Raw genomic sequence first — 24,153 nt, forward strand, 5'->3', positions numbered from 1 at the left:
CGTCCTGCTCGTGGTCGAGGTCGTACGGCGGCTGGGTCTCGGGCACGGGTGGAACCTCCGGGGTACGGGGACGGACCCGGAAATCGTGGTCGGTCGGGCTCCTGACCAGCGGCATCGGGTCGGCGACGGCCGGTTGGGAGGGCGCGTACGGCGCTGGATTTTGTCGGAATTGCGGCCGGGTTACCGGATGCCCGCCGAGCATCGACGTGTCCCCGGTCACACCGACTGCTGTGGCGCACGGAACTTTGCCGACCGCGAACACGAAAAACCGCCCGGACCGTGGGTCCGGGCGGTGATCGATGAGTTACGTCGGGTTACGAGGCGCCCACGCCGGCGTAGATCGCCTCGACCTCGGTCTGGATGTCCACGCCCTTGTCCCGCAGGTACGGGATCGGGTCCCGGGGAACACCGTCCACGTGCACCTCAAGGTGCAGGTGGGAGCCGTACGAGTGGCCGGTCATGCCGACCAGGCCGAGTTCGTCGCCGGCCTTGACCTCCTGGCCCACCTTCACCAGGACCTTGGAGGCGTGGCCGTAGATGGCCTCGGTGCCGTCCGGGTGCTGCACGATGACGCAGAGGCCGTAGCCGCCGTACCAGCCGGCGCTGACGACCTTGCCACCGTGGATCGCGTGGTACGGGGTGCCCTCGGCCGCGGCCAGGTCGACGCCGGTATGCAGCTTGCCCCAGCGCATGCCGTAGGGAGAGGTGAAGTTGTAGCCGCGCAGCGGCAGCAACCAGACGTCCGGCGCCTCCGACAGCGTGCTGGCGAGGCCCGATCGGTCGTCGGCACGCGTGGCCCGCTCCGCGGTGTCCGCACGCGAGGCGATGTCGTCGCTGGTGGCGGCGGCGTTCTCCAGGTCGGCCAGGGTGGCGGAGCTGACCGCCTTCGCGTCCGGCATGGCGGCCGCGCCCAGGGCGACGATCCCGGCACCGACGAACGCGGTGGTGACAACGGCGGCGTAGCGGCTGCGCGGGGGAGTGGGTACGCGGCGACGCCCGCGATATCGATCGGGCTCAGACGACAGGCGCTGGCGCACGCACACCCTCCGTTGTCGGGTATTTGAACCGGTCGTGTCCGTGTGGACGAAGCGAGAACCACACCGTCGGACCGTGTTGTCACCCGATCGTGGACCTGATGGCAACCGTCGTCACGGTAACCGCCGCCTAGTCGGCCCACAAGTCACGGCGCGGCTTTGTCGTCACTCGGTGCGCCTGTCCGTCACCAAATGCCCAATTTCGTCACCATTAGCAGGTCTTATCGTTAGTAACTCTCGGTTACCGGCGGTGGTACGGCGGGTCAGTTGTGTGGATCCGTGGCGACACGCAGTGACGGCTCGACGGCATCGGCGTCCGGTCGTCGGGGGCGTCGCCGCGAAGGGGTGGCGACACCCGTACCGGGCCGGCGCGCCGCCCAGATTCCACACCGCCCGTACCTCGGGTTACCGTTCGTTAAGGTGGTTGCCGAGGTGCCCTCGAAAGGTGTGCTGATGAGCTCTCGAACGCGGGTCGTCGTCGCCAAGCCCGGCCTGGACGGGCACGACCGTGGCGTCAAGGTGGTCGCCCGGGCGCTGCGGGACGCCGGCATGGAGGTCATCTACACCGGGCTGCACCAGACCCCGGAGCAGATCGTCGAGACCGCCATCCAGGAGGACGCCGACGCGGTCGGTCTCTCGGTCCTCTCCGGCGCGCACATGACCCTGTTCCGCAGGGTGGTGGAACTGCTGGCCGAGCGGGACGCGCAGGACATGGTCGTGTTCGGCGGCGGCATCATTCCGGAGGCCGACATCCCCGAACTGGAGCGGATCGGAGTGGCCAAGATCTTCACTCCCGGCGCGACCACCCAGGCGATCGTGGAATGGGTACGCGCGAACGTGGCCCAGCCCGTCGCCTGAGCCGTACGGCGGCGGCCCGGCCCACGATTGCGCTGCGTGATCGATGTCGGTAACCGGTGTGATGCTGGGCACGGAACCGTCGGCGCCGATCGATGGAGTCGGGCCTCTTCCTGGTTTCGGAAGTGCCGCTGGCCCCTCGTCAGGCGTACTGACGGGGGGAGAGGCCGGACGCACCCCTCACACGTCCGGCCTCTCTATGCGCGATGCCCCGCCGCCACCCCTCGACCGACAGGGCATCGGCCGTCTCCCGTCATCGCGCGGCTCAGCGCTCCGACACCTGACTCAACGACGGCTTCCCGTGCGGGTTACGCGGTTGCCGCGAGATCGCCGTAGAAAGCTTTCCGGGATGACTCGGTCGGGCCGTCGCCGAGCGCGGGCGGGCTGTGCGGTACCGCACACCGTGCACCCGCTCGGTTGCCACCGGTGCCCGTCTCGCTAGGCTGCGGCCGGAGGCCTGTTCCTTTCGGTACGACAGGCGTCAACTCAATTCACGCTGGCGGCGGCGCGACGGCGCGCCGCGGAGACTGGACGGGACGCGCAATCGTGGACCTGTACGAATACCAGGGGCGCGAGCTGTTCGAGCGGCACGGTTTGCCCGTGCTCGCCGGCGGCGTCGCCACCACCCCGGAGGAGGCCCGCGCGATCGCCGATCGCCTCGGCGGTCGAGTGGTCGTCAAGGCCCAGGTGAAGGTCGGCGGCCGGGGCAAGGCCGGCGGGGTCAAGCTCGCCGACAACCCCGAGGATGCGGTGGCCCGTGCCACCGACATCCTGGGCATGGACATCAAGGGTCACACGGTCCACAAGGTCATGATCACCGTGACCGCGGAGATCGCCGAGGAGTACTACCTCTCCTACCTGCTCGACCGGGCGAACCGCACCTTCCTCTGCATCGCCAGCGTGGCCGGCGGCATGGACATCGAGCAGGTCGCCGCCGAGACCCCGGAGCGGGTCGCCAAGATCGCGATCGACGCCAACGTCGGGGTCGACCTGGCCAAGGCCAACGAGATCGTCGCCGCGGCGCAGTTCCCGGCCGTGGTGGCCGACCAGATCGCCGCGATCGCGGTCGGGCTGTGGCGGGCGTTCGTCGCCGAGGACGCCACCCTGGTCGAGGTCAACCCGCTGGCCCGTACGGCCAACGGCGACGTGCTGCTGCTCGACGCCAAGGTGACCCTGGACGAGAACGCCGGCTTCCGGCACCCGGACCACGAGGCCCTGGTCGACCAGGCCGCCGTGGATCCGCTGGAGCAGCGGGCCAAGGAGAAGGACCTCAACTACGTCAAGCTCGACGGTGCCGTGGGCATCATCGGCAACGGCGCCGGCCTGGTCATGTCCACCCTCGACGTGGTCGCGTACGCCGGGGAACGGCACGGCGGCGTCAAGCCGGCGAACTTCCTCGACATCGGCGGCGGCGCGAGCGCCGCGGTGATGGCGAACGGCCTGGAGATCGTGCTCTCCGACCCGGCGGTAAAGAGCGTGTTCGTCAACGTCTTCGGCGGCATCACCGCCTGTGACGAGGTCGCCAACGGTATCGTCCAGGCGCTGGCCCTGCTCGCCGAGCGCGGTGAGCAGGTCGACAAGCCGCTGGTCGTACGGCTCGACGGCAACAACGCCGAGGCGGGTCGGGCAATCCTCGACGCCGCCGCGAACCCGCTGGTGCAGCGGGTCGACACGATGGATGGAGCGGCCGAGCGGGCCGCCGAGCTCGCGGCTGCGGGGGTCTGACATGGCAATCTGGCTGACCAAGGACTCGAAGGTCATCGTCCAGGGGATGACCGGCTCCGAGGGCTCCAAGCACACCCGACGGATGCTCGCCGCCGGCACCAACGTGGTCGGCGGGGTGAACCCGCGCAAGGCCGGCCAGACCGTCGACTTCGACGGCACCGAGCTGCCGGTATTCGCCAGCGTCGCGGACGCGATGGCGAGCACCGGGGCCAACGCCACGGTCATCTTCGTACCGCCGCAGTTCACCAGGGGCGCGGTGGTCGAGGCGATCGACGCCGGCATCGACCTCGCCGTCGTGATCACCGAGGGCGTACCGGTGCACGACACCGCGGCGTTCTGGGCGTACAACGTCAGCAAGGGCGAGCAGACCCGGATCATCGGGCCGAACTGCCCCGGCATCGCCTCGCCGGGTGCCTCCAACGCCGGCATCATCCCGGCCGACATCACCGGCTCCGGCCGGATCGGCCTGGTCAGCAAGAGCGGCACGCTGACCTACCAGATGATGTACGAGCTGCGCGACATCGGCTTCTCCACCTGCGTCGGCATCGGCGGTGACCCGATCATCGGCACCACCCACATCGACGCGCTCGCGGCGTTCCAGGCCGACCCGGACACCGACGCGATCGTGATGATCGGTGAGATCGGCGGCGACGCCGAGGAACGGGCCGCCGAGTTCATCAAGGCCAACGTGACCAAGCCGGTGGTCGGCTACATCGCCGGCTTCACCGCGCCGGTCGGCAAGACCATGGGGCACGCCGGGGCGATCATCTCCGGTTCGGCCGGCACCGCCGACGCCAAGAAGGCGGCCCTGGAAGCGGTGGGAGTCAAGGTGGGCAAGACGCCAACCGAGACCGCCCAACTCATGCGGGAGCTCATGTCCGGCAACTGACCCGCCACCGCCCACCCCAGATCGCAAAAGGGCTGACCGCCGCGCGGTCAGCCCTTTTACGCGCGCCGATCTTGCAGTTGTGGTCGCTCACATATCCGGACGAGCACCCCAACTCGGGGCACCACAAGTGCAAGATCGGCGACGAGCCTGGGGGAGGGAGGGGGAGGGGGGGAGGGGTTTAGCGCCAGCCGGGGTAGTTGCCGGTGCCGCGGAGGATCGCCGTACCGAGGATGTTGAGGATGCTCAGCACGATGGCGACCCATCCCAGGACGGGTGAACCGCCGTATCGCCGGGCGTCCCGGATGGACAGGTAACCGAGGATGACCCCGAGTACGCCGCAGCAGACCAGCCCGATGACTATGCCGAGTACGCCCCACAGCGTGGTCCGGTCCCGACCGGAGGGCACCGGCCGGGGCGGCGGGTACGGATACTGACCCGCCATGCCTCACCTCCGCAGTGGGTGACGCGGGAGAGCGCCCGAATCAGATGCTGGGCCGACGCTAACCCCGCGACCGGGGTGATTGCTTCGAAATTGAGGAATCCGTGTGGCTTCGCCGGTGGTGTCGCCCCCCAGCCCGCGCGTCGGCGTGCCAGAGTAGGTCACGATGCCACCCGTCACCCCCGATCAGCCCGGGCGTCCGGCACGGCCCGACCCGGCGGACCCCACCCCGACCACCGGCCACCCGTCGCCGGCCCCGGCGGTTCCGGCTGCCCGCCGGGGCGAACCCGACCGGGTGCCGACCGACCGTGATCCCGACCGGGACCGGCGGCCCACCGACCGGGAGTCGGACCGGGACCGGCTGCCCGCCGGGCGCCGACCGGACCGGACCCCGGCCGGCCGTGACTCCGACCGGGACCGGCTGCCCGCCGGCCGTGACTCCGACCGGGACCGGCTGCCCGCCGGCCGTGACTCCGACCGGGGCCTGACCCCGGCCGACCGTGACCCTGACCGGGACCGGCTGCCCGCCGGCCGTGATGCCGGCCGGGGCCTGACCCCGGCCGGTCGTTCCGCCGCCGGGGCGATGACCCGGACCGCCCGACCGGACGGCCCGTCGGGTGTTCCCAAGCGCCGGTCCGGGCGGGCGCCGCTACCGGTGGCCGCCGCCGTGGCGACCGGCTGGGCAGCCTCCCTGTCGTACCTGCCGGTCGCCGTCATCCTGGGCTTCGCCCGGTTCACCGAGGACGCCGGCGCGGTGGGCGGGGCGGCCCGGGTCGGGCTGTCCGGCTGGCTGCTCGGCCACGGTGTGCCGCTCGACACCGACGCCGGGACCCTGCACCTGCCCCCGCTCGGGCTCGCCGTACTGGCCGCGTGGCGGGTCGCCCGTGCGGGCGTACACACCAGCCGGGCGATCGGGGCCCGGCAGCACGGCACCCCGCGGCAGGCGTTCTCCGTCGCGGGCGCGGTCGGTGTCGCGTACGGGCTGCTCGGTGTCGTCGCCGCCCTGATCGTCAACGCCGGGGGCCAGCAGGTGGCGCCGCTGCGGGCGGGGCTCACCCTCACCGTGTTCGGTGCCGTCGCGGCGCTGGCCGGGGCGCTGCCGATCACCGGGACGCTCGGCGCACTGGCCCGGCGTACCCCGTCGGTGCTGCGCGACGGGCTGCGTACCGGCTTCGTGGCCGCTCTGCTGCTGCTCGGCGCCGGTGCCGGTGCGGCCGGCCTGGCGGTGGCCACCGGCGGTGGCGCGGCCAGCGACATGCTCACCGCGTACCGGACCGGCGTCCTCGGGCAGGCCGGCATCACCGTGGTCAGCGTGGCGTACGCGCCGAACGCCTCGGTCTGGGCCGCCTCCTATCTGCTCGGACCGGGGTTCGCCATCGGCACCGACACCAGCGTGAGCACCACCGAGGTCACGCTGGGCCCGCTGCCGGCCGTACCGCTGCTCGCCGGCCTGCCGTCCGGCCCGATCGGCGGCCTCCGGGTGGCGCTGCTCGCCGTACCGGTGATCGCCGGCATGGCCGCCGGCTGGCTGCTCACCCGGCGCTCGCTGCGCCGGGCCGGGTTGCCGCCGTCGCCCGCCCCGCTGCCCCGGATGTCCGGCCGGGACCTGTCGGCGATGCGCTGGCCACCGCTGCTCGCCGCCGCCGCGATCGGGGGACCGGTTGCCGGCGCGGTGCTCGGCCTGGCCGCCTGGGCCTCCGGCGGTTCGCTCGGCGGCGGCCGGATGGCCGAGGTCGGCCCGGTGAGCTGGCAGGTGGCGGCGATCGCCACCGTGGTGGTGGCGGTCGGCGCGGTGGTCGGCGCCGCCGTCACCCGCGCCTTCGCCCGCCCCTGACGGGCGCACCGCGCCTTCGCCTGCCCTGACGGGAACCCGCGGCCACGGCCGGGGGACTACCGTGAGCCGCCGCAGAGCGGGGCTGAGCTGCCCGATAGGGTGCTCGGGTGACTGAGCCCGTGTCGGCCGCCCGAGTTGTCGTCCTCATTTCCGGGTCCGGTAGCAACCTCCAGGCGTTGCTCGACGCGGCCACCGACCCGGCGTACGGCGCCTCGGTGGTCGCCGTCGGCGCGGACCGCGACGGCATCGCCGGACTCGACCGGGCCACCGCCGCCGGGGTGCCGGTCTTCGTCGACCCGCTCAAGGCGTACGCCGATCGGGACGAGTGGGACCGGGCGCTCGCCGCGCACGTCGCCGAGCACAAGCCCGACCTGGTGGTCTCCGCCGGCTTCCTGAAGCTCGTCGGCCCGCACTTCCTCGCCGCCTTCGGTGACCGTTACCTGAACACGCACAATGCGCTGCTGCCCGCCTTTCCCGGCATCCACGGCCCGCGTGACGCGCTCGCCTACGGGGTGAAGGTCGCCGGGGCCACGCTCTTCTTCGTCGACGCCGGCGTCGACACCGGACCGATCGTCGCCCAGGTGACGGTGCCGGTGCTCGATGACGACGACGAGGAATCCCTCACCGAACGCATCAAGGTTGCCGAGCGCCGACAGCTCGTCGAGCAGGTCGGCCGGCTGGTCCGCGAGGGCTGGACCATCACCGGAAGAAAGGTCACGATCCCATGAGCACCACTTCGGACGGCCGGCGGGCGCTGCGCCGCGCGCTGGTCAGCGTGTACGACAAGACCGGGCTGATTGAGTTGGCCCAGGCGCTGCACGCCGCCGGGGTAGAGATCGTGTCGACGGGCAGCACCGCCGCCACCATCGCCGGTGCCGGTGTCCCGGTGACCCAGGTCGAGGAGCTGACCGGCTTCCCCGAGACCCTGGACGGGCGGGTCAAGACGCTGCACCCGAAGGTGCACGCCGGTCTCCTCGCCGACCTGCGGCTGGACAGGCACGCCGCGCAGCTCGCCGAGTTGGGCATCGCCCCGTTCGACCTGCTGGTGTCGAACCTGTACCCGTTCACCGAGACGGTCGCCTCCGGCGCGGACTTCGACGCCTGCGTGGAGCAGATCGACATCGGCGGTCCGGCGATGGTCCGGGCCGCGGCCAAGAACCACGCGTCGGTGGCGGTGGTGACCTCGGTCCAGTCGTACCCGTCGGTGTTGGACGCCCTGGCCGACGGCGGTTTCACCCTCGGCGAGCGGCGCGCGCTCGCGGCGCGGGCCTTCGCCGACATCGCCGAGTACGACGTGGCGGTGGCCCAGTGGTTCGCCCGGGGGCTGGCGTCGGAACCGGAGTGGCCGGACTTCTCCGGGCTCGCCCTGCGTCGTGGCGCGACCCTGCGGTACGGCGAGAACCCGCACCAGCGGGCCGCCATCTACCTGGACCCGGCCGCTCCCGCCGGGCTGGCGCAGGCGCGGCAGTTGCACGGCAAGGAGATGTCGTACAACAACTACGTCGACGCGGACGCGGCCTGGCGGGCGGCGAACGACTTCGGCTCGGACGTGCCGGTTGTGGCGATCATCAAGCACGCGAACCCGTGCGGCATCGCCACCGGCGTCGACGTTGCCGACGCGCACCGCAAGGCGCACGCCTGCGACCCGGTGTCGGCGTTCGGTGGCGTGATCGCGGTCAACCAGCCGGTCTCGGTCGAGCTGGCCAAGCAGATCGCGGACATCTTCACCGAGGTGGTGGTCGCCCCGGCGTTCGCCGACGGTGCGGTCGAGGTGCTCGCGGGCAAGAAGAACATCCGGCTGCTCCGGGTGCCCGCCTGGCAGCCGGCGTCGGTCGAGTGGCGGGCGGTCAGCGGCGGGGTGCTGACCCAGTCGGCAGACCGGATCGATGCCCCCGGTGACGACCCGGCCACCTGGCGGCTGGCCGCCGGCGACGCGGCGGCGCCGGAGTTGCTGCGGGACCTGGTCTTCGCCTGGCGGGCGATCCGGTCGGTGAAGAGCAACGCGATCCTGCTCGCCGCCGACGGCGCCACCGTCGGCGTGGGAATGGGGCAGGTCAACCGGGTCGACTCGGCGCGGTTGGCGGTCTCCCGGGCGGGTGCCGACCGGGCCAGGGGCGCGGCTGCCGCCTCCGACGCCTTCTTCCCGTTCGCGGACGGGTTGCAGGTGCTGCTCGACGCCGGGGTGCGCGGGGTGGTCCAGCCCGGCGGCTCGGTACGCGACGACGAGGTCATCGCCGCCGCCCAGCAGTCCGGCCTGACCATGTACTTCACCGGCACCCGGCACTTCTTCCACTGATCGCCCCCGGAACGTAGCGAGGGCCCCTTCCCGTCGAAAGCGATGAGAAGGGGCCCTTCACCACACGTCAGGCCACGACCTGCTTGAGCTCGGCGAAGTGGCAGGCGGACGGGTGCGGGTCGACCGCCCGCAGCACCAGCTGTGGGTCCTGGGTGGCGCAGATGTCCTGGGCCTTCCAGCACCGGGTACGGAACCGGCAACCCGACGGCGGGTCGGCCGGCGACGGCACGTCCCCGGTCAGCCGGATGATCTCGCGGTGGGCGCGGGCCGACGGGTCCGGCACCGGCACCGCCGACAGCAGCGCCTGGGTGTACGGGTGGGTCGGCCGCTCGTAGATCTCCTCGTTCGTACCGATCTCCACGATCTTGCCGAGGTACATCACCGCCACCCGGTCGGCGATGTGCCGTACCACCGAGAGGTCGTGCGCGATGAAGACGTACGACAGGCCCAGCTCGTCCTGGAGCTTCTCCAGCAGGTTGATCACCTGAGCCTGGATCGACACGTCCAGCGCCGACACCGGCTCGTCACAGACGATCACCTCGGGGTTGAGCGCCAGCGCACGGGCGATCCCGATCCGCTGCCGCTGCCCACCCGAGAACTGGTGCGGGTACCGGTTGATGTGCTCCGGGTTCAGCCCGACGATGTCGAGCAGTTCACGTACCCGCCGGCCGCGGTCGCCGCGTGGCGCCACCTCGGGGTGGATCTCGTACGGCTCGCCGATGATGTCGCCGACCGTCATCCGCGGGTTCAGCGACGTGTACGGGTCCTGCATGACCATCTGCACGTTGCGGCGCAGCCGGCGCAGGCCGGAGCCGGACATCTTGAAGATGTCCTGTCCCTCCAGCATGGCCCGGCCGCCGGTCGGCGTCTCCAGCCGCATGAGCAGCCGGGCGAGCGTCGACTTTCCGCAGCCGGACTCGCCGACCACGCCGAGGGTCTCGCCGCGACGCAGTTCGAAGCTCACCCCGTCGACCGCCTTGACGGCGCCGATCTGCTTCTTGAAGACGATTCCCTGGGTGATCGGGAAGTGCTTGACGACGTTGTCGACCTGCAAAATCGTTTCGCCGCGCACCTTGGTTGCGCTAGAGCCGGCCATCGAGGACCTCCTGGGCGAAGTGACATGCGCTGGTCCGGCCGTTGCCGAGGTCCCGGTTGGCGGGCACGACGTCGACGCAGACCTGCTGGGCGTACGGGCAGCGCGGGTGGAAGGGGCAGCCCGAGGGGATCCGCATCAGGTTCGGTGGCAGGCCCTTGATGGTGGAGAGTTCGTGGCCGCGCTGGTCCAGCCGGGGAATCGACTCCAGCAGACCCTTGGTGTACGGGTGGCCGGGAGACGAGTACAGCGAGTGGACGTCGGCGTGTTCGACGATCCGGCCGGCGTACATGACGGCGATCCGGTCGGCGACGTCGGCGACCACACCGAGGTCGTGGGTGATCAGGATCATCGCCATGTTGAGTTCCCGGCGCAGGTCGCCGAGTAGGTCCATGATCTGGGCCTGCACGGTGACGTCGAGCGCGGTGGTGGGTTCGTCGGCGATCAGCACCCGCGGGTTCAGCGCCAGCGCCATCGCGATCATGACGCGCTGGCGCATGCCGCCGGAGAACTGGTGCGGGTAGTCGCCGACCCGCTGCTTCGCCGCCGGGATCTTCACCAGTTCCATCAGCTCGATCGCGCGTCGGCGGGCGTCGGTGCGGGACATGCCCTCGCGTTGGCGCAGCGTCTCGCCGATCTGCCAGCCGACCGGGAAGACCGGGTTCAGGGCGGAGAGCGCGTCCTGGAAGATCATCGCGATCTGCTTGCCGCGAACCTGCCGGCGCTGCTCCTCGGGCATCTTGAGCAGGTCGCTGCCGTCGTAGAGGATCTCGCCGGACGGGATGACGGCCGGTGGCATGTCCAGGATGCCCATGATCGCCTGAGCGGTGACCGACTTGCCGGAGCCCGACTCACCGAGCACGGCCAGGGTCTCCCCGGCGTCCAGGTGGTACGAGACACCGTTGATCACCTTTGCCACGCCGTCCTGGGTACGGAACTCGACGTGCAGGTCCCGTACCTCAAGCAGGTGCGGGTGGTCGCCTCGGGCGGACGGCGACGCGACGGGCTGGGCGGAAAGGTAGCTCATGATTTGATCACCGCAGCTTCGGGTCGAAGGCGTCGCGGATGGCGTCGCCGAGCATGATGAACGCGAGCACCGTCAGGGCGAGGAACGTGGACGGGACGATCAGCGGGGTGGCGGCTTCCCGCATGTGCACTCGGCCGGCGTCGATGTCCATACCCCACGAGATCGTCGGTTCCCTGAGGCCGATCCCGAGGAAGGAGAGGGTGGCCTCGGCGGCGATGAACGCACCGAGCGCGATGGTGAGCACCACGATCACCGGGGCGAGCGAGTTCGGCAGGATGTGTCGCCACATGATCCGGCCGTTGCCGGCACCGAGCATCCGGGCCGCCGCGACGTAGTCCTGCTGCTTGGCGCTGATCACCGAGGACCGGATCACCCGGGCGGCGGTGGTCCAGCCGAGGATGGCGAGCACGAAGATCAGTGCGGAGATCCGGGCCCACTGGTTGTCACTGTTGATCCGCTTGAGCAGCACGATCGCGGCGAGCAGCAGCGGAAGGCCCAGGACGATGTCGATGACCCGGGAGAGCACGGCGTCGACCCAACCGCCGAAGTAGCCGGCGAGCATCCCGACCACCACGGCGATGATGCCGGTGAGCAGGGCGGACAGGGCGCCGACCAGGAGCGACGCGCGGGCGCCGTACACCGAGCGGGCGTAGATGTCGCAGCCCTGGAAGTTGTAGCCGAAGATGGCGCCGCCGGTCGGGCCCTGGTGCTGTCGGGACAGCGTGCAGTCGGTCGGGTCGTTCGCGGTGAGCAGGCTCGGGAAGGCCGCCATCAGGGTGACGATGACGACCAGGGTGAGCGAGATCCAGAAGATCGGGTTGTGGCGCAGGTCGCGCCAGGCGTCGCCGGCCAGGCTGCGCGGCTTGTGCACCTCCACCTTGCCGGGCTTGCCCGGCTCACCGGTGGGTCCGCGTCGCGCGCTCGGGTTCTCGGTCGCGGCGACCGTGTTGAAGTCACTCATGCCTGCACCTCGCTGCGCTCGTACGTGTCGCGCTCACCGCGCTGGTCGAACCGGTACTCGGATGTCCGGGGGCGCTCAGACATAGCGGATCCTCGGGTCGAGTACGGCGTAGAGGACGTCGACCACGAGGTTGCAGACCAGGTAGACCACGACCAGGATGCTGACGATCCCGACCACCAGCGGCCCGTCCTCGGTACGGATGCCGCGGAAGAGGTTGAATCCGATGCCGGGGATGTTGAACACGCCCTCGGTGATGATCGCGCCGCTCATCAGGTTGCCCAGCTCGACGCCGAGGAAGGTGACCACCGGGATCAGCGAGTTCCGCAGTACGTGCACGCCGACGATCCGGCGTCGGCGCAGGCCCTTGGACTTCGCGGTCCGTACGTAGTCGGAGCGCATGTTCTCGGCGACCGACGTACGGGTCAGTCGCAGCGCGGTGGCCAGCGAGAGCGACCCGAGCACGATGCCGGGCAGCAGTAGAGCGTAGAAACTCGGCTGCGCGCCGGCGGTCGGCGGGAACCAGCCGAGCTTCACGCCGAGGAAGTACTGCGCGAGCGGGGCCAGCACGATGGTGGGGATGCCGAGCACCAGCAGGGTGAGCAGCAGCGTCGCGTTGTCGAAGAAGCCACCCCGGCGGATACCGGCGATGACCCCGGCGGTGACGCCGAAGATGATCGCGACGGCGATGCCGATCAGGGCGAGCTTCAGCGTGACCGGCCAGGCGGTGGAGATCATGTCGCTGATCTTGCGCTGGGTCAGCGACATGCCGAGGTCGCCCCGGAGCAGGTTGCCGATGTAGTCGAAGTAGCGGTAGAAGAAGCCGCCGACCCCGGTCTTGTCGAGATGGAATGTCTCGGTCAGGTATGCCCGCTGGGCGGGGGTGACCGGCCGCTCGCCGGCAAGTGCCTGGATGGGGTCGCCCTGGCCGGCGAACATCAGCGCGTAGACGATCAGAGTGGTCCCGAAGAAGGCCAGGACCATCTGTAACAGGCGCCGCACAATATAGCGGAACATACCTTAGCTTTCTCTCCGAATATGGATGAAAGTCGTACGAACGATGTTTTCGGCGTACGAAAGTATCCGGGCCCCGGGCCCGGACGATTCGGCGGTGAACACCCTGCGGGGGTGTGCCCGGCGGAACAGTCCGGCGTCGGCGTTCTTGGGCGACGCCGGACTGCTCCATCCACGGCCCGAGCCAGCGGGATTACCGGATGGCTGGGACCAGATTCGGGGGGTCAGCTCAGCTGACGGCCTCGATCTTGGTCAGATTGACCCGCTGGAACAGGTCGATCTCGACGTTCTTGACCTTGCTCGAATAGCCGAAGTTGTTCTGACCGAAGCGGAGCGGGATAACCGGCAGGTCGTTCGCCAGGATGTCCTCGGCCGCCTGGTACTTCTTGATCGCCTCGTCCGGGGTGCCGGCCGAGACACCTTCCTTCACCAGCGCGTCGAACTGCGGGTTGCTGTAGCCGTAGTAGTTCGACGAACCGTTCGTGGTGTAGAGCGGGCCGAGGTAGTTCTCCATGGACGGGTAGTCCATGATCCAGCCGAGCCGGAACATGCCGACCGGCTGCTTCTTCTCGACCTTGTCCAGCAGGTCGGCGAACTTCGGCTCGGCAGCGCCGACGCAGTCCACACCCAGGTTGGTCTTGAGCTGGTTGCAGGTCGCGTCGACCCAGTCCTTGTGGCCACCGTCGCCGTTGTACGAGATCGTGATCTTCGCCGGACCGCCGGCGGCCGCGTACTCGGACTTGGCCTTGGTCGGGTTGAACTCGCAGGCGGCGCCGCAGGTGTTGTCCCGGTACCCGGCGACAACCGGCGAGACGAACGAGCGGGCGGACTGCTGGGAGTCCTTGAAGACCGACTTGATGATCTCGTCGCGGTCGATCGCCTCGGAGATCGCCTTGCGCACCTCGGGCTTGCTGTACGCCGGGTCGAACGTCGGGAAGGCCAGGAACTGGAACGACGACGCCGGGCTCTGCTGGAACCGGTCACCGAGGTCGCTCGCCACGCTGGTCAGGTTCTCGGTCGGGATCGTCGGGACGACGTCCAGGTTGTCCGAGATCACGTCCGCGTACGCGGCGGTCAGCTGCTGGTAGATCCGGAACTCGACGCCGCCCACCTTCGGCTTCTCGCCGGGGAAGGCGTCGTAACGCTCGACCTCGACCTTGGCGTCGTGCTGCCAGGTGCCCTTGATCTTGAAGGGGCCATCGCCGATGATGGCGTCCTCGAAGCCGTCCTTGATCACGCCGGGGGCGGAGAAGGCGGCGTTCGGCAGCGGGTAGAACGCGTTGTACCCGAGCATCGTCTTGAACTCGCTGTACGGCGCGGAGAGCGTGACGGTGAAGGTCAGGTCGTCGACCTTCTTCAGGCCACTCATGGTGTTCGCCTTGGGCTCCGGCGCCTTCTGCGGGCCGTCGCCGTCCGGGTCGGTCGCCTGGAGGTCGGTGTAGCCGGCGATCTTCTCGAAGAAGTAGCTGGCACCCTGGCCGTTCGGGGCATAAGCGCCGTAGTTCCAGGCGTTGATGTAGCTGTCGGACGTGACCTTCTCACCGTTGTGGAAGGTGTAGCCGTCCTTCAGCTTGATCGTCCAGGTGGTGTTGTCGGTGCTCTGGATCGACTCCGCCTGAACCTCGTACGGCTTGTTCTGGGCGTCGTAGTCCACCAGCGGGGTGAACAGGGCGCTGAGGACCTGGTTCCCGCTCGTCTCGGTGGTGTTGGTCGGGATCAGGTGCTGCGGTTCGCCGATCTGGATCGACACCGTAGCGTTGGGGTTGCTTTCCCCGGAACCGCCGTCGTCGCCGCTGCCACAGGCCGCGAGGCCCAGGGTTGCGACGAGCGGTACGGCGGCCCAGGCAGCGAGCCTACGGACCTGCATTGAGCCTCCTCATCTCCTCACGCTGGGCAGCGAGGTCCCGGGTACGGGTCACTCTGCGCAACGCTCGGCAAAGGTAGGCCGCGCCGGCACCCTAGTCCAAACCAGTAGATTACGACTGAATAACGAGCCCCTGGGAGTCTGCTTGCGGCATGGGCTGACCTCTGGTAAAGAAGATCCGGCGCGAACGGCACCATCTATCGCCGTATTTCGTCATTTGCTTACCCGAACCACGCAATCGGCGGTGATCGCCGCGTGGGCTATACCACCTGGGGTTTGTCCGGCTTATGCCCGGCTGGACGTCCAGATTGTGGACAACTCCACAGTCCCCTACCCGGAGTGACGAACGACACGGTTACAGAAAGTTACATCATCTTTGGTTACGTGATCGCGCGTGCAGGTCGGCCGGGAGCCGGACACCGGGTCGGCCGGGAGCCGGACACCGGGTCGGCCGGGAGCCGGACACCGGGTCGGCCGGGAGCCGGTCAGCGGGTCGGCCGGGAGTCGGTCAACCGGGTGTCCGGGAAGCCGGGCCGCCCGTCGTGAGACGATCAGGGGCGTGACGGCGACCCTTCTGGACGGCAAGGCAACCGCGGCGGAAATCAAGGACGAGCTACGGGTGCGGGTGAAGGCCCTCGCCGAGCAGGGCCTGGTCCCCGGGCTCGGCACCGTACTCGTCGGCGCGGATCCCGGCTCGCAGGCGTACGTCAACGGGAAACACCGCGACTGCGCCGAGGTGGGCATCGCCTCGATCCGCCGCGAACTGCCCGCCGACGCCACCCAGGCGCAGGTGGACGAGGTCATCGCCGAACTCAACGCGGACCCCGCCTGCCACGGCTACATCGTCCAGCTGCCGCTGCCCCGGCACCTGGACACCCAGCGGGTGCTGGAGCTGATCGATCCGGAGAAGGACGCCGACGGGCTGCACCCGGTCAACCTGGGCCGGCTGGTGCTGGGCTACGACGGCCCGCTGCCGTGCACCCCGCGCGGCATCGTCGAGCTGCTCCGCCGGCACGACGTACCGCTGCGCGGGGCCGAGGTCGCGGTGGTCGGCCGAGGTAACACCGTGGGTCGCCCGCTCGGGCTGCTGCTGACCCGGCGCAGCGAGAACGCCACCGTCACCCTCTGTCACACCGGCACGCTGGATCTCGCCAAGCACACCCGTAACGCCGACATCGTGATCGTGGCGGCCGGCGTACCGGGGTTGCTCACCGCCGACATGGTCCGGCCCGGCGCCACCGTGGTCGACGTCGGCATCACCCGCGTGATCGGCCCGGACGGCAAGGGCCGTTACACCGGCGACATCGCCGCCGAGGTCGCCGAGGTGGCCGGCGCGATGGTGCCGATGCCCGGCGGAGTCGGACCGATGACCCGGGCCATGCTGCTCACCAACGTGGTCGAACGGGCTGAACTCGGCTGACCGGGGTACCCGGACAGCGGACCGCCGTGGACGTCGGTGGACCGGTCGGGCGGGTCCCGGCCGGATCGGTCAGCCGGGGACGATCAGGCAAATCAGCCCCTGGCCGGACCGGTGGTCCGTTGGCTGATACGGTCCGGAAAAGAACCCGTCGGTAACAGAGAGTGGGACGACCATGGGCAAAAAGGTCACCGTCGTCGGCGCCGGTTTCTACGGCTCGACGACCGCACAGCGCCTGGCGGAGTACGACGTCTTCGACACGGTCGTGATCACCGACATCATCGAAGGAAAGCCCGAGGGGCTGGCGCTGGACATCAACCAGTCGCGGCCGATCGAGGGCTTCGAGACCAAGGTGGTCGGCCAGACCACCGGCCCGAACGGCGAGGGCTACGAGGCCATCGAGGGCTCCGACGTGGTGGTCATCACCGCCGGCCTGCCGCGCAAGCCGGGCATGAGCCGGATGGACCTGCTCGCCACGAACGCCAAGATCGTACGTGTGGTGTCCGAGAGCGTGGCCAAGTTCGCCCCGAACGCGGTGGTCATCGTCGTCTCGAACCCGCTGGACGAGATGACCGCGATGGCGCAGCTCGCCACCCAGTTCCCGAAGAACCGGGTGCTCGGCCAGGCCGGCATGCTGGACACCGCCCGGTTCACCACCTTCGTGGCCGAGGAGCTCGGCGTACCGGTGGCCTCGGTGAAGACCCTCACGCTCGGCTCGCACGGCGACACCATGGTTCCGGTCCCGTCGCGCAGCACTGTCGACGGCAAGCCGCTGCGCGAGGTGCTCTCGGACGCCAAGATCGAGGAGCTGGTGGTCCGTACCCGTAACGGTGGCGCCGAGGTGGTCGCGCTGCTCAAGACCGGTTCGGCGTACTACGCCCCGTCCGCCGCCGCAGCCCGGATGGCGAAGGCCGTCGCGACCGACTCCGGCGAGGTCATGCCGGTCTGCGCCTGGGTCGACGGCGACTACGGCATCTCCGGGGTCTACCTCGGCGTCGAGGCCGAGCTGGGCCGCGAGGGTGTCCGCCGGATCGTCACCACCGACTTGGACGCCGACGAGCTGGCCAGCCTCAAGGCCGCGGCCGAGGCGGTCCGGGCCAAGCAGGGCGACATCGCGAACCTCTGATCGAGCTTTCGCCCGCGCGGGCGGAGGTGATCACCGGAAAAGAGTGGCTGTCCGACCCTGGGCTGCCACTCTTTCCGTGTATCGGGGGAAATGGCGGTGGGCCGAGGTAGGCCGGGCGTGCGGCATCAGGCAGAGCCAGTACGCTCGTACTGCTTGAGCATGAGTCCCCCGAGAGGAGCGCCCGGCCGATGGCGAAGATCAAGGTAACCAACCCGGTCGTAGAGCTCGACGGCGACGAGATGACCCGGATCATCTGGAAGCAGATCCGGGAGCAGCTGATCCTGCCCTACCTCGACGTCGACCTGCACTACTACGATCTGTCGATCCAGTACCGCGACGAGACCGACGACCAGGTCACCGTTGACGCGGCCAACGCCATCAAGACCCACGGCGTCGGCGTGAAGTGCGCGACCATCACCCCGGACGAGGCCCGGGTCGAGGAGTTCGGCCTCAAGAAGATGTGGCGCTCGCCGAACGGCACCATCCGCAACATCCTCGGCGGCGTCGTCTTCCGTGAGCCGATCATCATGTCCAACGTGCCGCGCCTGGTGCCCGGTTGGACCAAGCCGATCATCATCGGCCGGCACGCGCACGGCGACCAGTACAAGGCGACCGACTTCGTGGTCCCCGGACCGGGCACGGTGACCATCACCTACACTCCGGCCGACGGCAGCGCGCCGGTCGAGATGGAGATCGCCAAGTTCCCCGGCGGCGGCATCGCGATGGGCATGTACAACTTCGACGAGTCGATCCGCGACTTCGCCCGCGCCTCCCTGCGGTACGGCCTGGACCGCAACTACCCGGTCTACCTGTCGACCAAGAACACGATCCTGAAGGCGTACGACGGCCGGTTCAAGGACATCTTCGCCGAGGTCTTCGAGGCCGAGTTCAAGGCCGACTTCGACGCCGCCGGGATCACCTACGAGCACCGGCTGATCGACGACATGGTCGCCGCCGCGCTCAAGTGGGAGGGCGGCTTCGTCTGGGCCGCCAAGAACTACGACGGTGACGTGCAGTCGGACACCGTCGCGCAGGGCTTCGGCTCGCTGGGCCTGATGACCTCGGTGCTGATGACCCCGGACGGCCGTACGGTCGAGGCCGAGGCGGCACACGGCACGGTCACCCGGCACTACCGGCAGTGGCAGAAGGGCGAGAAGACGTCGACCAACCCGATCGCGTCGATCTTCGCCTGGACCCGTGGGCTGGCGCACCGGGGCAAGCTCGACGGCACCCCGGCGGTCACCGAGTTCGCCGAGAAGCTGGAGCAGGTCTGCGTGGAGACGGTCGAGGGCGGTCAGATGACCAAGGACCTCGCCCTGCTCATCTCGCGGGACGCCCCGTGGCTCAGCACGGACGAGTTCATGGCCGCGCTGGACGAGAACCTGGCGAAGAAGCTCGGCGCCTGATTCTCGAATTTCGACCGCGTTTCCGAGAGCCCGCCGGCAGGCCGCCGGCGGGCTCTCGCGTACCCGTGGGTAGCGGCCGTCGGCCGGGTCGGCGTGATATCGACGTACGCCAAGATCGAACTGGTGGCCCCGTTACCGGCGCCGGCCCGCGCTCGTTGACCAGGGTGGACGTGATGCCAGTCGCGTCCAGGAGGACCAGCCACTCGATGTCGCCGGAAACGGCGCCGGTCGGGCAGCCCTCCCGGCTGTTGCGCACAGCCAGCCGTCCCTTCCCTGCGGGGGGCCCTGTCCCGGGCCCCCCGCACCCTCTTTCTCCGCTTTCGCTCCCGGCTAGCCGGCGGCCTGGCGCAGCCGCTCAGCCGCCTGTTCCGGCCGGATGTCGTTGACGAACACGCCCATCGCCGACTCCGAACCGGCCAGGTACTTCAACTTGTCCGCCGCCCGCCGGATACTGAACAACCGCAGGTGCAGGTGACTGCGCTCCCGGCCCTCGCGCACCGGCGCCTGGTGCCAGGCCGAGATGTACGGCATCGGCATGTCGAACAGCCGGTCGAATCGGCCCAGCAGATCCAGGTAGAGCGGCCCGAAGGCGTCCCGTTCCGCCTCGTCCAACGCCGGAATGTCGGGCACCGCCCGGTGCGGAGCCAGGTGCACCTCGAACGGCCAGCGCGCGGCCGCCGGCACGTACGCGGTCCAGTGCTCGTTCGCGGCCACCACCCGGTCCCCGGCCGTACGCTCGGCGGCGAGCACGTCCGCGTACAGGTTGCGGCCGCCGGTCCGCTCGGCGTGCCGGCCGGCGGCGGCCAGCAGCGCCCGCGTCCGGGGCGGCAGGAACGGGTACGCGTAGATCTGCCCGTGCGGGTGCTGGAGCGTGACGCCGATCTCCTCACCCCGGTTCTCGAACGGGAACACCTGCTCGACCCCGGGCAGCGCGGACAGTGCCGTGGTCCGATCCGCCAACGCCTCCAGTACGGTCCGCACCCGTCGCGGCGACAGGCTGGCGAACGACGTGTTGTGGTCGGCGGTGAAGCAGACCACCTCGCACCGCCCCACCCCCGGACGGGTCGGAGTGAACGGGGTCAGCTCACCCGCCGGCTCGCCCTCCCGGCTGCTGAACGACGGGAACCGATTCTCGAACACCGCCACGTCATAGTCGTACGCCGGAATCTCGGTGGAGTGCGTCGGCGTCGACGGGCAGAGCGGGCACTCCTCGGCACTGGGCAGAAAGATCCGCGTCTGCCGGTGCGCCGCCACCGCCACCCACTCGTCCACCAACGCGTCATACCGCAACTCCGAAGCCGCCGGCAACGGAGGCAACCCCCGCCGATCCACCTCCCCCCGCTCCCCGCCGCCGTCCCCGCCCCCGCCCGCGCCCGCGCCCTCGCGCTCGTCGAAGTAGACCAACTCCCGCCCATCCGCCAGCCTGATCTCTCTCCGCCTCATCCCACTCCCACCCATCCCACGTCCCACCTCACTAACGATCAACAAATGCCACCCCCCTCCCCCCCTCCCCCCACCCCCCGTCACCGCGCCGATCTTGCACTTCCGGTCGTACACAAACCCGAACAAGCACCCCAAATCGGGGCACCACAACTGCAAGATCGCGACAAACCCCGTGACCACGCAGCAGGGGGATACGCGATCTAGGGCAAATACAGGTGATCGGAGATCAACTCACCTGTATTTGCCCTAGATCGGCGCGACTAGGAGCTGTCGCACGTGGGTTTGGAGGGTTTTGTGGGCGGGGGTGGGGAGGGCGGTGTTGGTGATGAGGGTGTGGGCGGCGGACAGGGGGGCTATGGAGGAGATGCCTACGGTGTTCCACTTGGTGTGGTCGGCCAGGACGACCAGGCGTTCCGCGGAGGCGATCAGGGCTCGGTTGGTTTCCGCCTCGGTGAGGTTCGGGGTGGTGTAACCGGCCCGGACGCTCATTCCGTGCACGCCGAGGAAGACCAGGTCCAGGTGCAGGGTACGGATGGCGGCCACCGCCACCGGCCCGACCAACGCGTCCGACGGGGTACGGATCCCGCCGGTGAGCACGACCGTCTGGTCCGGCCGACCGGCCCGGTGGAAGACCTCCGCCACCGGGATCGAGTTCGTCACCACGGTCAGTCCGGCGGTGTCCACCAGCCGGTGGGCCAGGGCGGCGGTTGTGGTGCCGGCCGAAAGGGCCACCGCCATGCCGGGCAGGACCAGGTGTGCGGCCGTGGCGGCGATGGCCGCCTTCTCGGCGAGTTGGCGGGCCGACTTGGCGGCGAAGCCCGGTTCGTCGGTCGAGCCCGACTCGGCGGCCGTCGCGCCGCCGTGCACCTTTGCCAGCAGACCCCGTTCGGCGAGCAGGTCCAGGTCGCGGCGGATGGTCATGTCGGACACCCCGAACTCGCCGGCCAGGTCGGTCACCCGTACCCCGCCGGTGCTGCGTACCCGGTCCACGATCGCGGCCTGCCGCTGTTGGGCGAGCATCAGCCGATCCTCCCGCAGTCGCACTTAATCCAACAGATACGAACATTACCGCGCGCGGAGGAGGAGGCTCCGGCGGGCTCCCGGACGTCGTGAAGCTTGCGGCTTTCGGTCGTTCCTCAGGACGTCCCGGCCATTCAGGACGTCCTGAGGAACGGCGCCGGAACACCTCAAGTTGCTGCTGAAAAGCCTGGTCGGTAAGGGGCAGACATAGACGGTGCTACTCCCTATGGTCGGTAGGCATCAGCACGTCTTAAACGGAGGTCTGGTCGTGAACGAAGAGCTGCGGGTGGCAATGGCGGAGCAGGGGCTGAGCTGCCAGATGGTGGCCGAGAAGGTCGGTGTCGACGTGAAGACGGTGGGACGCTGGCTGTCGCCGGGGCGGATTCCGCACAACCGGCACCGCATCGTCGCGGCCAAACTCCTCCGGCGGGAGATTCTTGACCTCTGGCCGGACCAGGGCCGGCGGCGTGACGTCCCGTGGTTCCGGCCCTGGCGCGAGGCGGAAGCGCAGTCGGCCGCACTCCGGAGCTTCGAGGCGAGCGTCATTCCGGGCCTGCTCCAGACCGAGGCGTACGCCCGCGCGGTGCTGGCCAGCGGCCCGATCGCCGCCGAAGACGTGGAGCGGTTCGTCAAGGTACGGATGGAACGGCAGAAGGCGGTGTTCGACCGGCCCCGGCCGCCGCTCGCCGTCTTCGTGGTGGACGAGGCGGCACTGCGACGAGGCGATCCCGACCTAATGAACGAGCAGCTTGATCACCTGGTCGAGATGGCCAGCCGGCCGAACCTGTTCGTGCACATCATTCCGTTCAGCGCCGGACTCTATCCGGGGCAGGCCGGATCATTCGTCATCGGCAGCGTCGAAGGCTCCCGCGATGTCTCGTACCTGGACAACCAGTTGGCCGGTCAGCTCGCGACCGAACCGAACGAACTGGCCGTGCTGGTACGGGTCTGGGATGCTGTTCGCGGGCACACGCTGCCCCGCGACCAATCGATCGAGTTGATGAAGGCCAGGCCATGGATGAAGCGATGATCAGCCCTCACTGGCGCACCAGCACGCGCAGCAGCTCGAACGGCGGCAACTGCGTGGAGGTTGCCGACAACCTTCCCGGCCGGGTGCTGGTCCGGGACACCAAGGACCGCGACGGCGGCACGCTCAGCTTCGGTCCGGACGCCTGGCACGCCTTCGTGGAGCTGACGAAGCGTCACTGAACCTTCCCGCGTACGCCCTCGTGTCGTCCCGACGGACGGCACGAGGGCGTTGCCGACTCAACGAGCGGCAACCCGTACCCGATGGCTTTTGTTGTCGGAGAGGAACGCGGCCAGTTCCCGGGCCTGTTCGGCGACGGCGGTGCGGTCGGCCCGGGAGAGGCTGCCCAACGGGGCCACCGCAGCCGGCAGTCCGGCGAGGCCGGACCAGGCGCGCAGGTCGGCGGTTGCCGCCGGACCGTACGCGGCCAGATAGCGCCGTACCAGCGCCTGGCCGACCGGATCGGTGCCCTCCGGGCTCGGCGGGTCGATCTCGCGACCGAGCCAGGACGATAGCGGGAGATAACGCGCCCCCGCCCTGGTACGCCACAGCCCGCGCGGCGGCAGCTGCACCACCGGGACGAGGGCGGCGATCAGCATCTCGCCCAGTGCCCGTGGGCCCGCCGTCGGCCAGCGGTCGGCGAGCGCCCGCGCGAGCTCGGCCATCGAACGGGGCTGGTCGTCGGCCAGCACCGCCCGCCCGGCCGCCGCGAGCTCGTCGAGGTCTGTCCCGTCGAGCTCGCGGCGGTAGACGCCGAGCACCCGTTGCCGCAACATGGCGTCGTGACGGGCCCGCCAGGCCAGGACGTCGTCGGCGGTGAGCAGGTGGACGGTGCGGCGCATCAGGTGGACCCGTACCACGCGTCGCCCGGTCAGCAGGTCCGAGAGCACCGCCGGGTCGAAGGCGCGCAGCCGCGACCAGAGCCCGACGTACGGTTCCTGTGGTTCCTGCGCCTGTAGGCCGCCGAGGTGCGCGACGGCGTCGAGGACCGGCAGGTCGGCGCGATCGAGCAGCAGCTGCCGGGCCAGCGTCGCGCGGTTGAGCGCCCGAGTGTCCAGTACCGCCACCGTCACCGGATCACGCCTCGGCGGGCTCGTCGGCCGATCGCCGACCCTGTGCGTCAAGCGTCTCGCGCAGGATGTCCGCGTGCCCGGCGTGCTGGGCGGTCTCGGCGATCACGTGCAGCAGCACCCGCCGTACGCTGTGCACCGCTCCCGGTTCGTGCCAGGGCGCCTCCGGTAGCGGATGGGTCGCCGACAGGTCGGGTACGGCGGCGATGATCTCCTCGCTCCGGGCGGCGACCCGCTCGTAGCGCGTGATGATCTCGGCCAGCGTCTCACCGGGCAGCATCCGGAAGTTGTTCTGGTGGTCGATCGCCCACTGCGGGAACTCGCGTGCGGTACCGGCGGTGAAATCGGCCCAGGTGACACCGTCGGGCAGGTCGTAGGGCAGCGCCGAGGGGCCCTCGACCACGAAGCGCAGCCACCCTTCCTCGATCGACGCGACGTGCTTTACCAGCCCGCCCAGGCACAGCGCGCTGACCGTCGGCCGCTCGCCGGCCTGTTCGTCGCCGAGCCCGAGGATCGACTTGGTCAGGGCCGATCGTGCATTGGCGAGCTCGGCGAGCAGCTCGGTCCGCTCGGGATCGAGACCTGAGACGGGTGTGGTCATGGTGATCTGGTCCTT

The 24,153-nt window shown here is 69.7% G+C and carries 22 protein-coding genes; 11 read left to right on the forward strand and 11 right to left on the reverse strand.

Annotated elements, in window-relative coordinates; genetic code table 11:
* Positions 1-314: 314 nt before the first annotated feature.
* A complete protein-coding gene (locus tag OG792_RS03680; protein ID WP_329107315.1) occupies positions 315-1,037 on the reverse strand; it encodes a M23 family metallopeptidase in 723 nt (240 codons plus the stop codon).
* A 450-nt stretch (positions 1,038-1,487) separates the two neighbouring features.
* Here OG792_RS03680 and OG792_RS03685 point away from each other — a divergent pair, with 450 nt between their 5' ends.
* The 3 genes from OG792_RS03685 (at position 1,488) to sucD (ending at position 4,503) form a co-directional block, all read left to right on the forward strand.
* Positions 1,488-1,892, forward strand: coding sequence for a cobalamin B12-binding domain-containing protein (locus tag OG792_RS03685; RefSeq protein ID WP_329107317.1), 405 nt, complete (start codon positions 1,488-1,490; stop codon positions 1,890-1,892).
* Positions 1,893-2,435: 543 nt separating this feature from the next.
* Positions 2,436-3,614 carry an ADP-forming succinate--CoA ligase subunit beta gene (sucC, locus tag OG792_RS03690; RefSeq protein ID WP_329107319.1) on the forward strand — a complete coding sequence of 393 codons (1,179 nt, stop codon included), beginning with the start codon at positions 2,436-2,438 and terminating at the stop codon, positions 3,612-3,614.
* Between the two features lies 1 nt (position 3,615).
* The gene (sucD, locus tag OG792_RS03695) at positions 3,616-4,503 is read left to right on the forward strand and encodes a succinate--CoA ligase subunit alpha (protein ID WP_329107321.1); all 888 of its coding nucleotides are present in this window, start codon (positions 3,616-3,618) and stop codon (positions 4,501-4,503) included.
* A gap of 178 nt (positions 4,504-4,681) precedes the next feature.
* Here sucD and OG792_RS03700 read toward each other — a convergent pair whose 3' ends face one another.
* Positions 4,682-4,945: a DUF4190 domain-containing protein gene (locus OG792_RS03700; protein WP_329107323.1), complete on the reverse strand. Its 264-nt coding sequence runs from the start codon at positions 4,943-4,945 to the stop codon at positions 4,682-4,684.
* 580 nt (positions 4,946-5,525) lie between these two features.
* Between OG792_RS03700 and OG792_RS03705 the strand changes: the two genes are divergently transcribed.
* From OG792_RS03705 to purH, 3 genes are all read left to right on the forward strand, one after another.
* The gene (locus OG792_RS03705) at positions 5,526-6,776 is read left to right on the forward strand and encodes a cell division protein PerM (protein ID WP_329111103.1); all 1,251 of its coding nucleotides are present in this window, start codon (positions 5,526-5,528) and stop codon (positions 6,774-6,776) included.
* Positions 6,777-6,883: 107 nt separating this feature from the next.
* Positions 6,884-7,504 carry a phosphoribosylglycinamide formyltransferase gene (gene purN, locus OG792_RS03710; protein ID WP_329107325.1) on the forward strand — a complete coding sequence of 207 codons (621 nt, stop codon included), beginning with the start codon at positions 6,884-6,886 and terminating at the stop codon, positions 7,502-7,504.
* Positions 7,501-9,072 (forward strand): bifunctional phosphoribosylaminoimidazolecarboxamide formyltransferase/IMP cyclohydrolase, encoded by a 1,572-nt coding sequence (gene purH / locus OG792_RS03715; protein ID WP_329107327.1) that lies wholly within the window; start codon positions 7,501-7,503, stop codon positions 9,070-9,072. Before purN ends, purH begins: the two co-directional genes overlap by 4 nt.
* A gap of 67 nt (positions 9,073-9,139) precedes the next feature.
* Here purH and OG792_RS03720 read toward each other — a convergent pair whose 3' ends face one another.
* The 5 genes from OG792_RS03720 to OG792_RS03740 all read right to left on the reverse strand — a co-directional run bounded on the left by OG792_RS03720 (position 9,140) and on the right by OG792_RS03740 (position 15,031).
* Positions 9,140-10,168: an ABC transporter ATP-binding protein gene (locus OG792_RS03720; protein ID WP_329107329.1), complete on the reverse strand. Its 1,029-nt coding sequence runs from the start codon at positions 10,166-10,168 to the stop codon at positions 9,140-9,142.
* Positions 10,155-11,192: an ABC transporter ATP-binding protein gene (locus tag OG792_RS03725; protein WP_329107331.1), complete on the reverse strand. Its 1,038-nt coding sequence runs from the start codon at positions 11,190-11,192 to the stop codon at positions 10,155-10,157. Before OG792_RS03725 ends, OG792_RS03720 begins: the two co-directional genes overlap by 14 nt.
* A gap of 7 nt (positions 11,193-11,199) precedes the next feature.
* Positions 11,200-12,153: an ABC transporter permease gene (locus tag OG792_RS03730; RefSeq protein ID WP_329107333.1), complete on the reverse strand. Its 954-nt coding sequence runs from the start codon at positions 12,151-12,153 to the stop codon at positions 11,200-11,202.
* A 75-nt stretch (positions 12,154-12,228) separates the two neighbouring features.
* Complete coding sequence (locus OG792_RS03735; protein WP_329107335.1) at positions 12,229-13,167, reverse strand: ABC transporter permease; 939 nt, start codon at positions 13,165-13,167, stop codon at positions 12,229-12,231.
* A gap of 226 nt (positions 13,168-13,393) precedes the next feature.
* Entirely contained in the window at positions 13,394-15,031 is a 1,638-nt protein-coding gene (locus tag OG792_RS03740) for a peptide ABC transporter substrate-binding protein (RefSeq protein WP_329107337.1), read from the reverse strand.
* Between the two features lie 556 nt (positions 15,032-15,587).
* Here OG792_RS03740 and OG792_RS03745 point away from each other — a divergent pair.
* From OG792_RS03745 to OG792_RS03755, 3 genes are all read left to right on the forward strand, one after another.
* On the forward strand, positions 15,588-16,448 hold the full coding sequence (locus OG792_RS03745) for a bifunctional methylenetetrahydrofolate dehydrogenase/methenyltetrahydrofolate cyclohydrolase (RefSeq protein WP_329107339.1): 861 nt from the start codon (positions 15,588-15,590) through the stop codon (positions 16,446-16,448).
* Positions 16,449-16,620: 172 nt separating this feature from the next.
* On the forward strand, positions 16,621-17,571 hold the full coding sequence (gene mdh, locus OG792_RS03750) for a malate dehydrogenase (protein ID WP_329107341.1): 951 nt from the start codon (positions 16,621-16,623) through the stop codon (positions 17,569-17,571).
* A 188-nt stretch (positions 17,572-17,759) separates the two neighbouring features.
* Positions 17,760-18,977: an NADP-dependent isocitrate dehydrogenase gene (locus OG792_RS03755; protein WP_329107343.1), complete on the forward strand. Its 1,218-nt coding sequence runs from the start codon at positions 17,760-17,762 to the stop codon at positions 18,975-18,977.
* 330 nt (positions 18,978-19,307) lie between these two features.
* Here the strand turns inward: OG792_RS03755 and galT are convergent, their stop codons facing one another.
* Positions 19,308-20,420 (reverse strand): galactose-1-phosphate uridylyltransferase, encoded by a 1,113-nt coding sequence (gene galT / locus OG792_RS03760; RefSeq protein WP_329107345.1) that lies wholly within the window; start codon positions 20,418-20,420, stop codon positions 19,308-19,310.
* A gap of 246 nt (positions 20,421-20,666) precedes the next feature.
* The gene (locus OG792_RS03765; protein WP_329107347.1) at positions 20,667-21,440 is read right to left on the reverse strand and encodes a DeoR/GlpR family DNA-binding transcription regulator; all 774 of its coding nucleotides are present in this window, start codon (positions 21,438-21,440) and stop codon (positions 20,667-20,669) included.
* A 268-nt stretch (positions 21,441-21,708) separates the two neighbouring features.
* Between OG792_RS03765 and OG792_RS03770 the strand changes: the two genes are divergently transcribed.
* Both OG792_RS03770 and OG792_RS03775 read left to right on the forward strand, forming a co-directional pair.
* Positions 21,709-22,470 (forward strand): DUF5753 domain-containing protein, encoded by a 762-nt coding sequence (locus OG792_RS03770; protein ID WP_329107348.1) that lies wholly within the window; start codon positions 21,709-21,711, stop codon positions 22,468-22,470.
* Positions 22,467-22,649: a DUF397 domain-containing protein gene (locus OG792_RS03775; protein ID WP_329107350.1), complete on the forward strand. Its 183-nt coding sequence runs from the start codon at positions 22,467-22,469 to the stop codon at positions 22,647-22,649. Before OG792_RS03770 ends, OG792_RS03775 begins: the two co-directional genes overlap by 4 nt.
* 57 nt (positions 22,650-22,706) lie before the next feature.
* On the opposite strand, the gene OG792_RS03780 is transcribed toward OG792_RS03775, so the two are convergent.
* Together OG792_RS03780 and OG792_RS03785 are read right to left on the reverse strand one after the other, a co-directional pair.
* Positions 22,707-23,540, reverse strand: a complete 834-nt coding sequence (locus OG792_RS03780) for a winged helix DNA-binding domain-containing protein (protein ID WP_329107352.1) — start codon at positions 23,538-23,540, stop codon at positions 22,707-22,709.
* 4 nt (positions 23,541-23,544) lie between these two features.
* On the reverse strand, positions 23,545-24,138 hold the full coding sequence (locus tag OG792_RS03785; protein ID WP_329107354.1) for a DinB family protein: 594 nt from the start codon (positions 24,136-24,138) through the stop codon (positions 23,545-23,547).
* Positions 24,139-24,153 lie beyond the last annotated feature (15 nt).

The organism is Micromonospora sp. NBC_01699, from assembly GCF_036250065.1.
Taxonomy (GTDB): domain Bacteria; phylum Actinomycetota; class Actinomycetes; order Mycobacteriales; family Micromonosporaceae; genus Micromonospora_G.

Excerpts from the sequence above, each read along its gene's own strand:
- OG792_RS03685 (WP_329107317.1), top strand. The coding sequence starts at position 1,488 with ATGAGCTCTCGAACGCGGGTCGTCGTCGCCAAGCCCGGCCTGGACGGG.
- sucD (WP_329107321.1), top strand. The coding sequence starts at position 3,616 with ATGGCAATCTGGCTGACCAAGGACTCGAAGGTCATCGTCCAGGGGATG.
- OG792_RS03700 (WP_329107323.1), bottom strand. The coding sequence starts at position 4,945 with ATGGCGGGTCAGTATCCGTACCCGCCGCCCCGGCCGGTGCCCTCCGGT.
- OG792_RS03705 (WP_329111103.1), top strand. The coding sequence starts at position 5,526 with ATGACCCGGACCGCCCGACCGGACGGCCCGTCGGGTGTTCCCAAGCGC.
- purH (WP_329107327.1), top strand. The coding sequence starts at position 7,501 with ATGAGCACCACTTCGGACGGCCGGCGGGCGCTGCGCCGCGCGCTGGTC.
- OG792_RS03720 (WP_329107329.1), bottom strand. The coding sequence starts at position 10,168 with ATGGCCGGCTCTAGCGCAACCAAGGTGCGCGGCGAAACGATTTTGCAG.
- OG792_RS03725 (WP_329107331.1), bottom strand. The coding sequence starts at position 11,192 with ATGAGCTACCTTTCCGCCCAGCCCGTCGCGTCGCCGTCCGCCCGAGGC.
- OG792_RS03730 (WP_329107333.1), bottom strand. The coding sequence starts at position 12,153 with ATGAGTGACTTCAACACGGTCGCCGCGACCGAGAACCCGAGCGCGCGA.
- OG792_RS03735 (WP_329107335.1), bottom strand. The coding sequence starts at position 13,167 with ATGTTCCGCTATATTGTGCGGCGCCTGTTACAGATGGTCCTGGCCTTC.
- OG792_RS03740 (WP_329107337.1), bottom strand. The coding sequence starts at position 15,031 with ATGCAGGTCCGTAGGCTCGCTGCCTGGGCCGCCGTACCGCTCGTCGCA.
- mdh (WP_329107341.1), top strand. The coding sequence starts at position 16,621 with ATGGGCAAAAAGGTCACCGTCGTCGGCGCCGGTTTCTACGGCTCGACG.
- OG792_RS03755 (WP_329107343.1), top strand. The coding sequence starts at position 17,760 with ATGGCGAAGATCAAGGTAACCAACCCGGTCGTAGAGCTCGACGGCGAC.
- galT (WP_329107345.1), bottom strand. The coding sequence starts at position 20,420 with ATGAGGCGGAGAGAGATCAGGCTGGCGGATGGGCGGGAGTTGGTCTAC.
- OG792_RS03765 (WP_329107347.1), bottom strand. The coding sequence starts at position 21,440 with ATGCTCGCCCAACAGCGGCAGGCCGCGATCGTGGACCGGGTACGCAGC.
- OG792_RS03775 (WP_329107350.1), top strand. The coding sequence starts at position 22,467 with ATGATCAGCCCTCACTGGCGCACCAGCACGCGCAGCAGCTCGAACGGC.
- OG792_RS03785 (WP_329107354.1), bottom strand. The coding sequence starts at position 24,138 with ATGACCACACCCGTCTCAGGTCTCGATCCCGAGCGGACCGAGCTGCTC.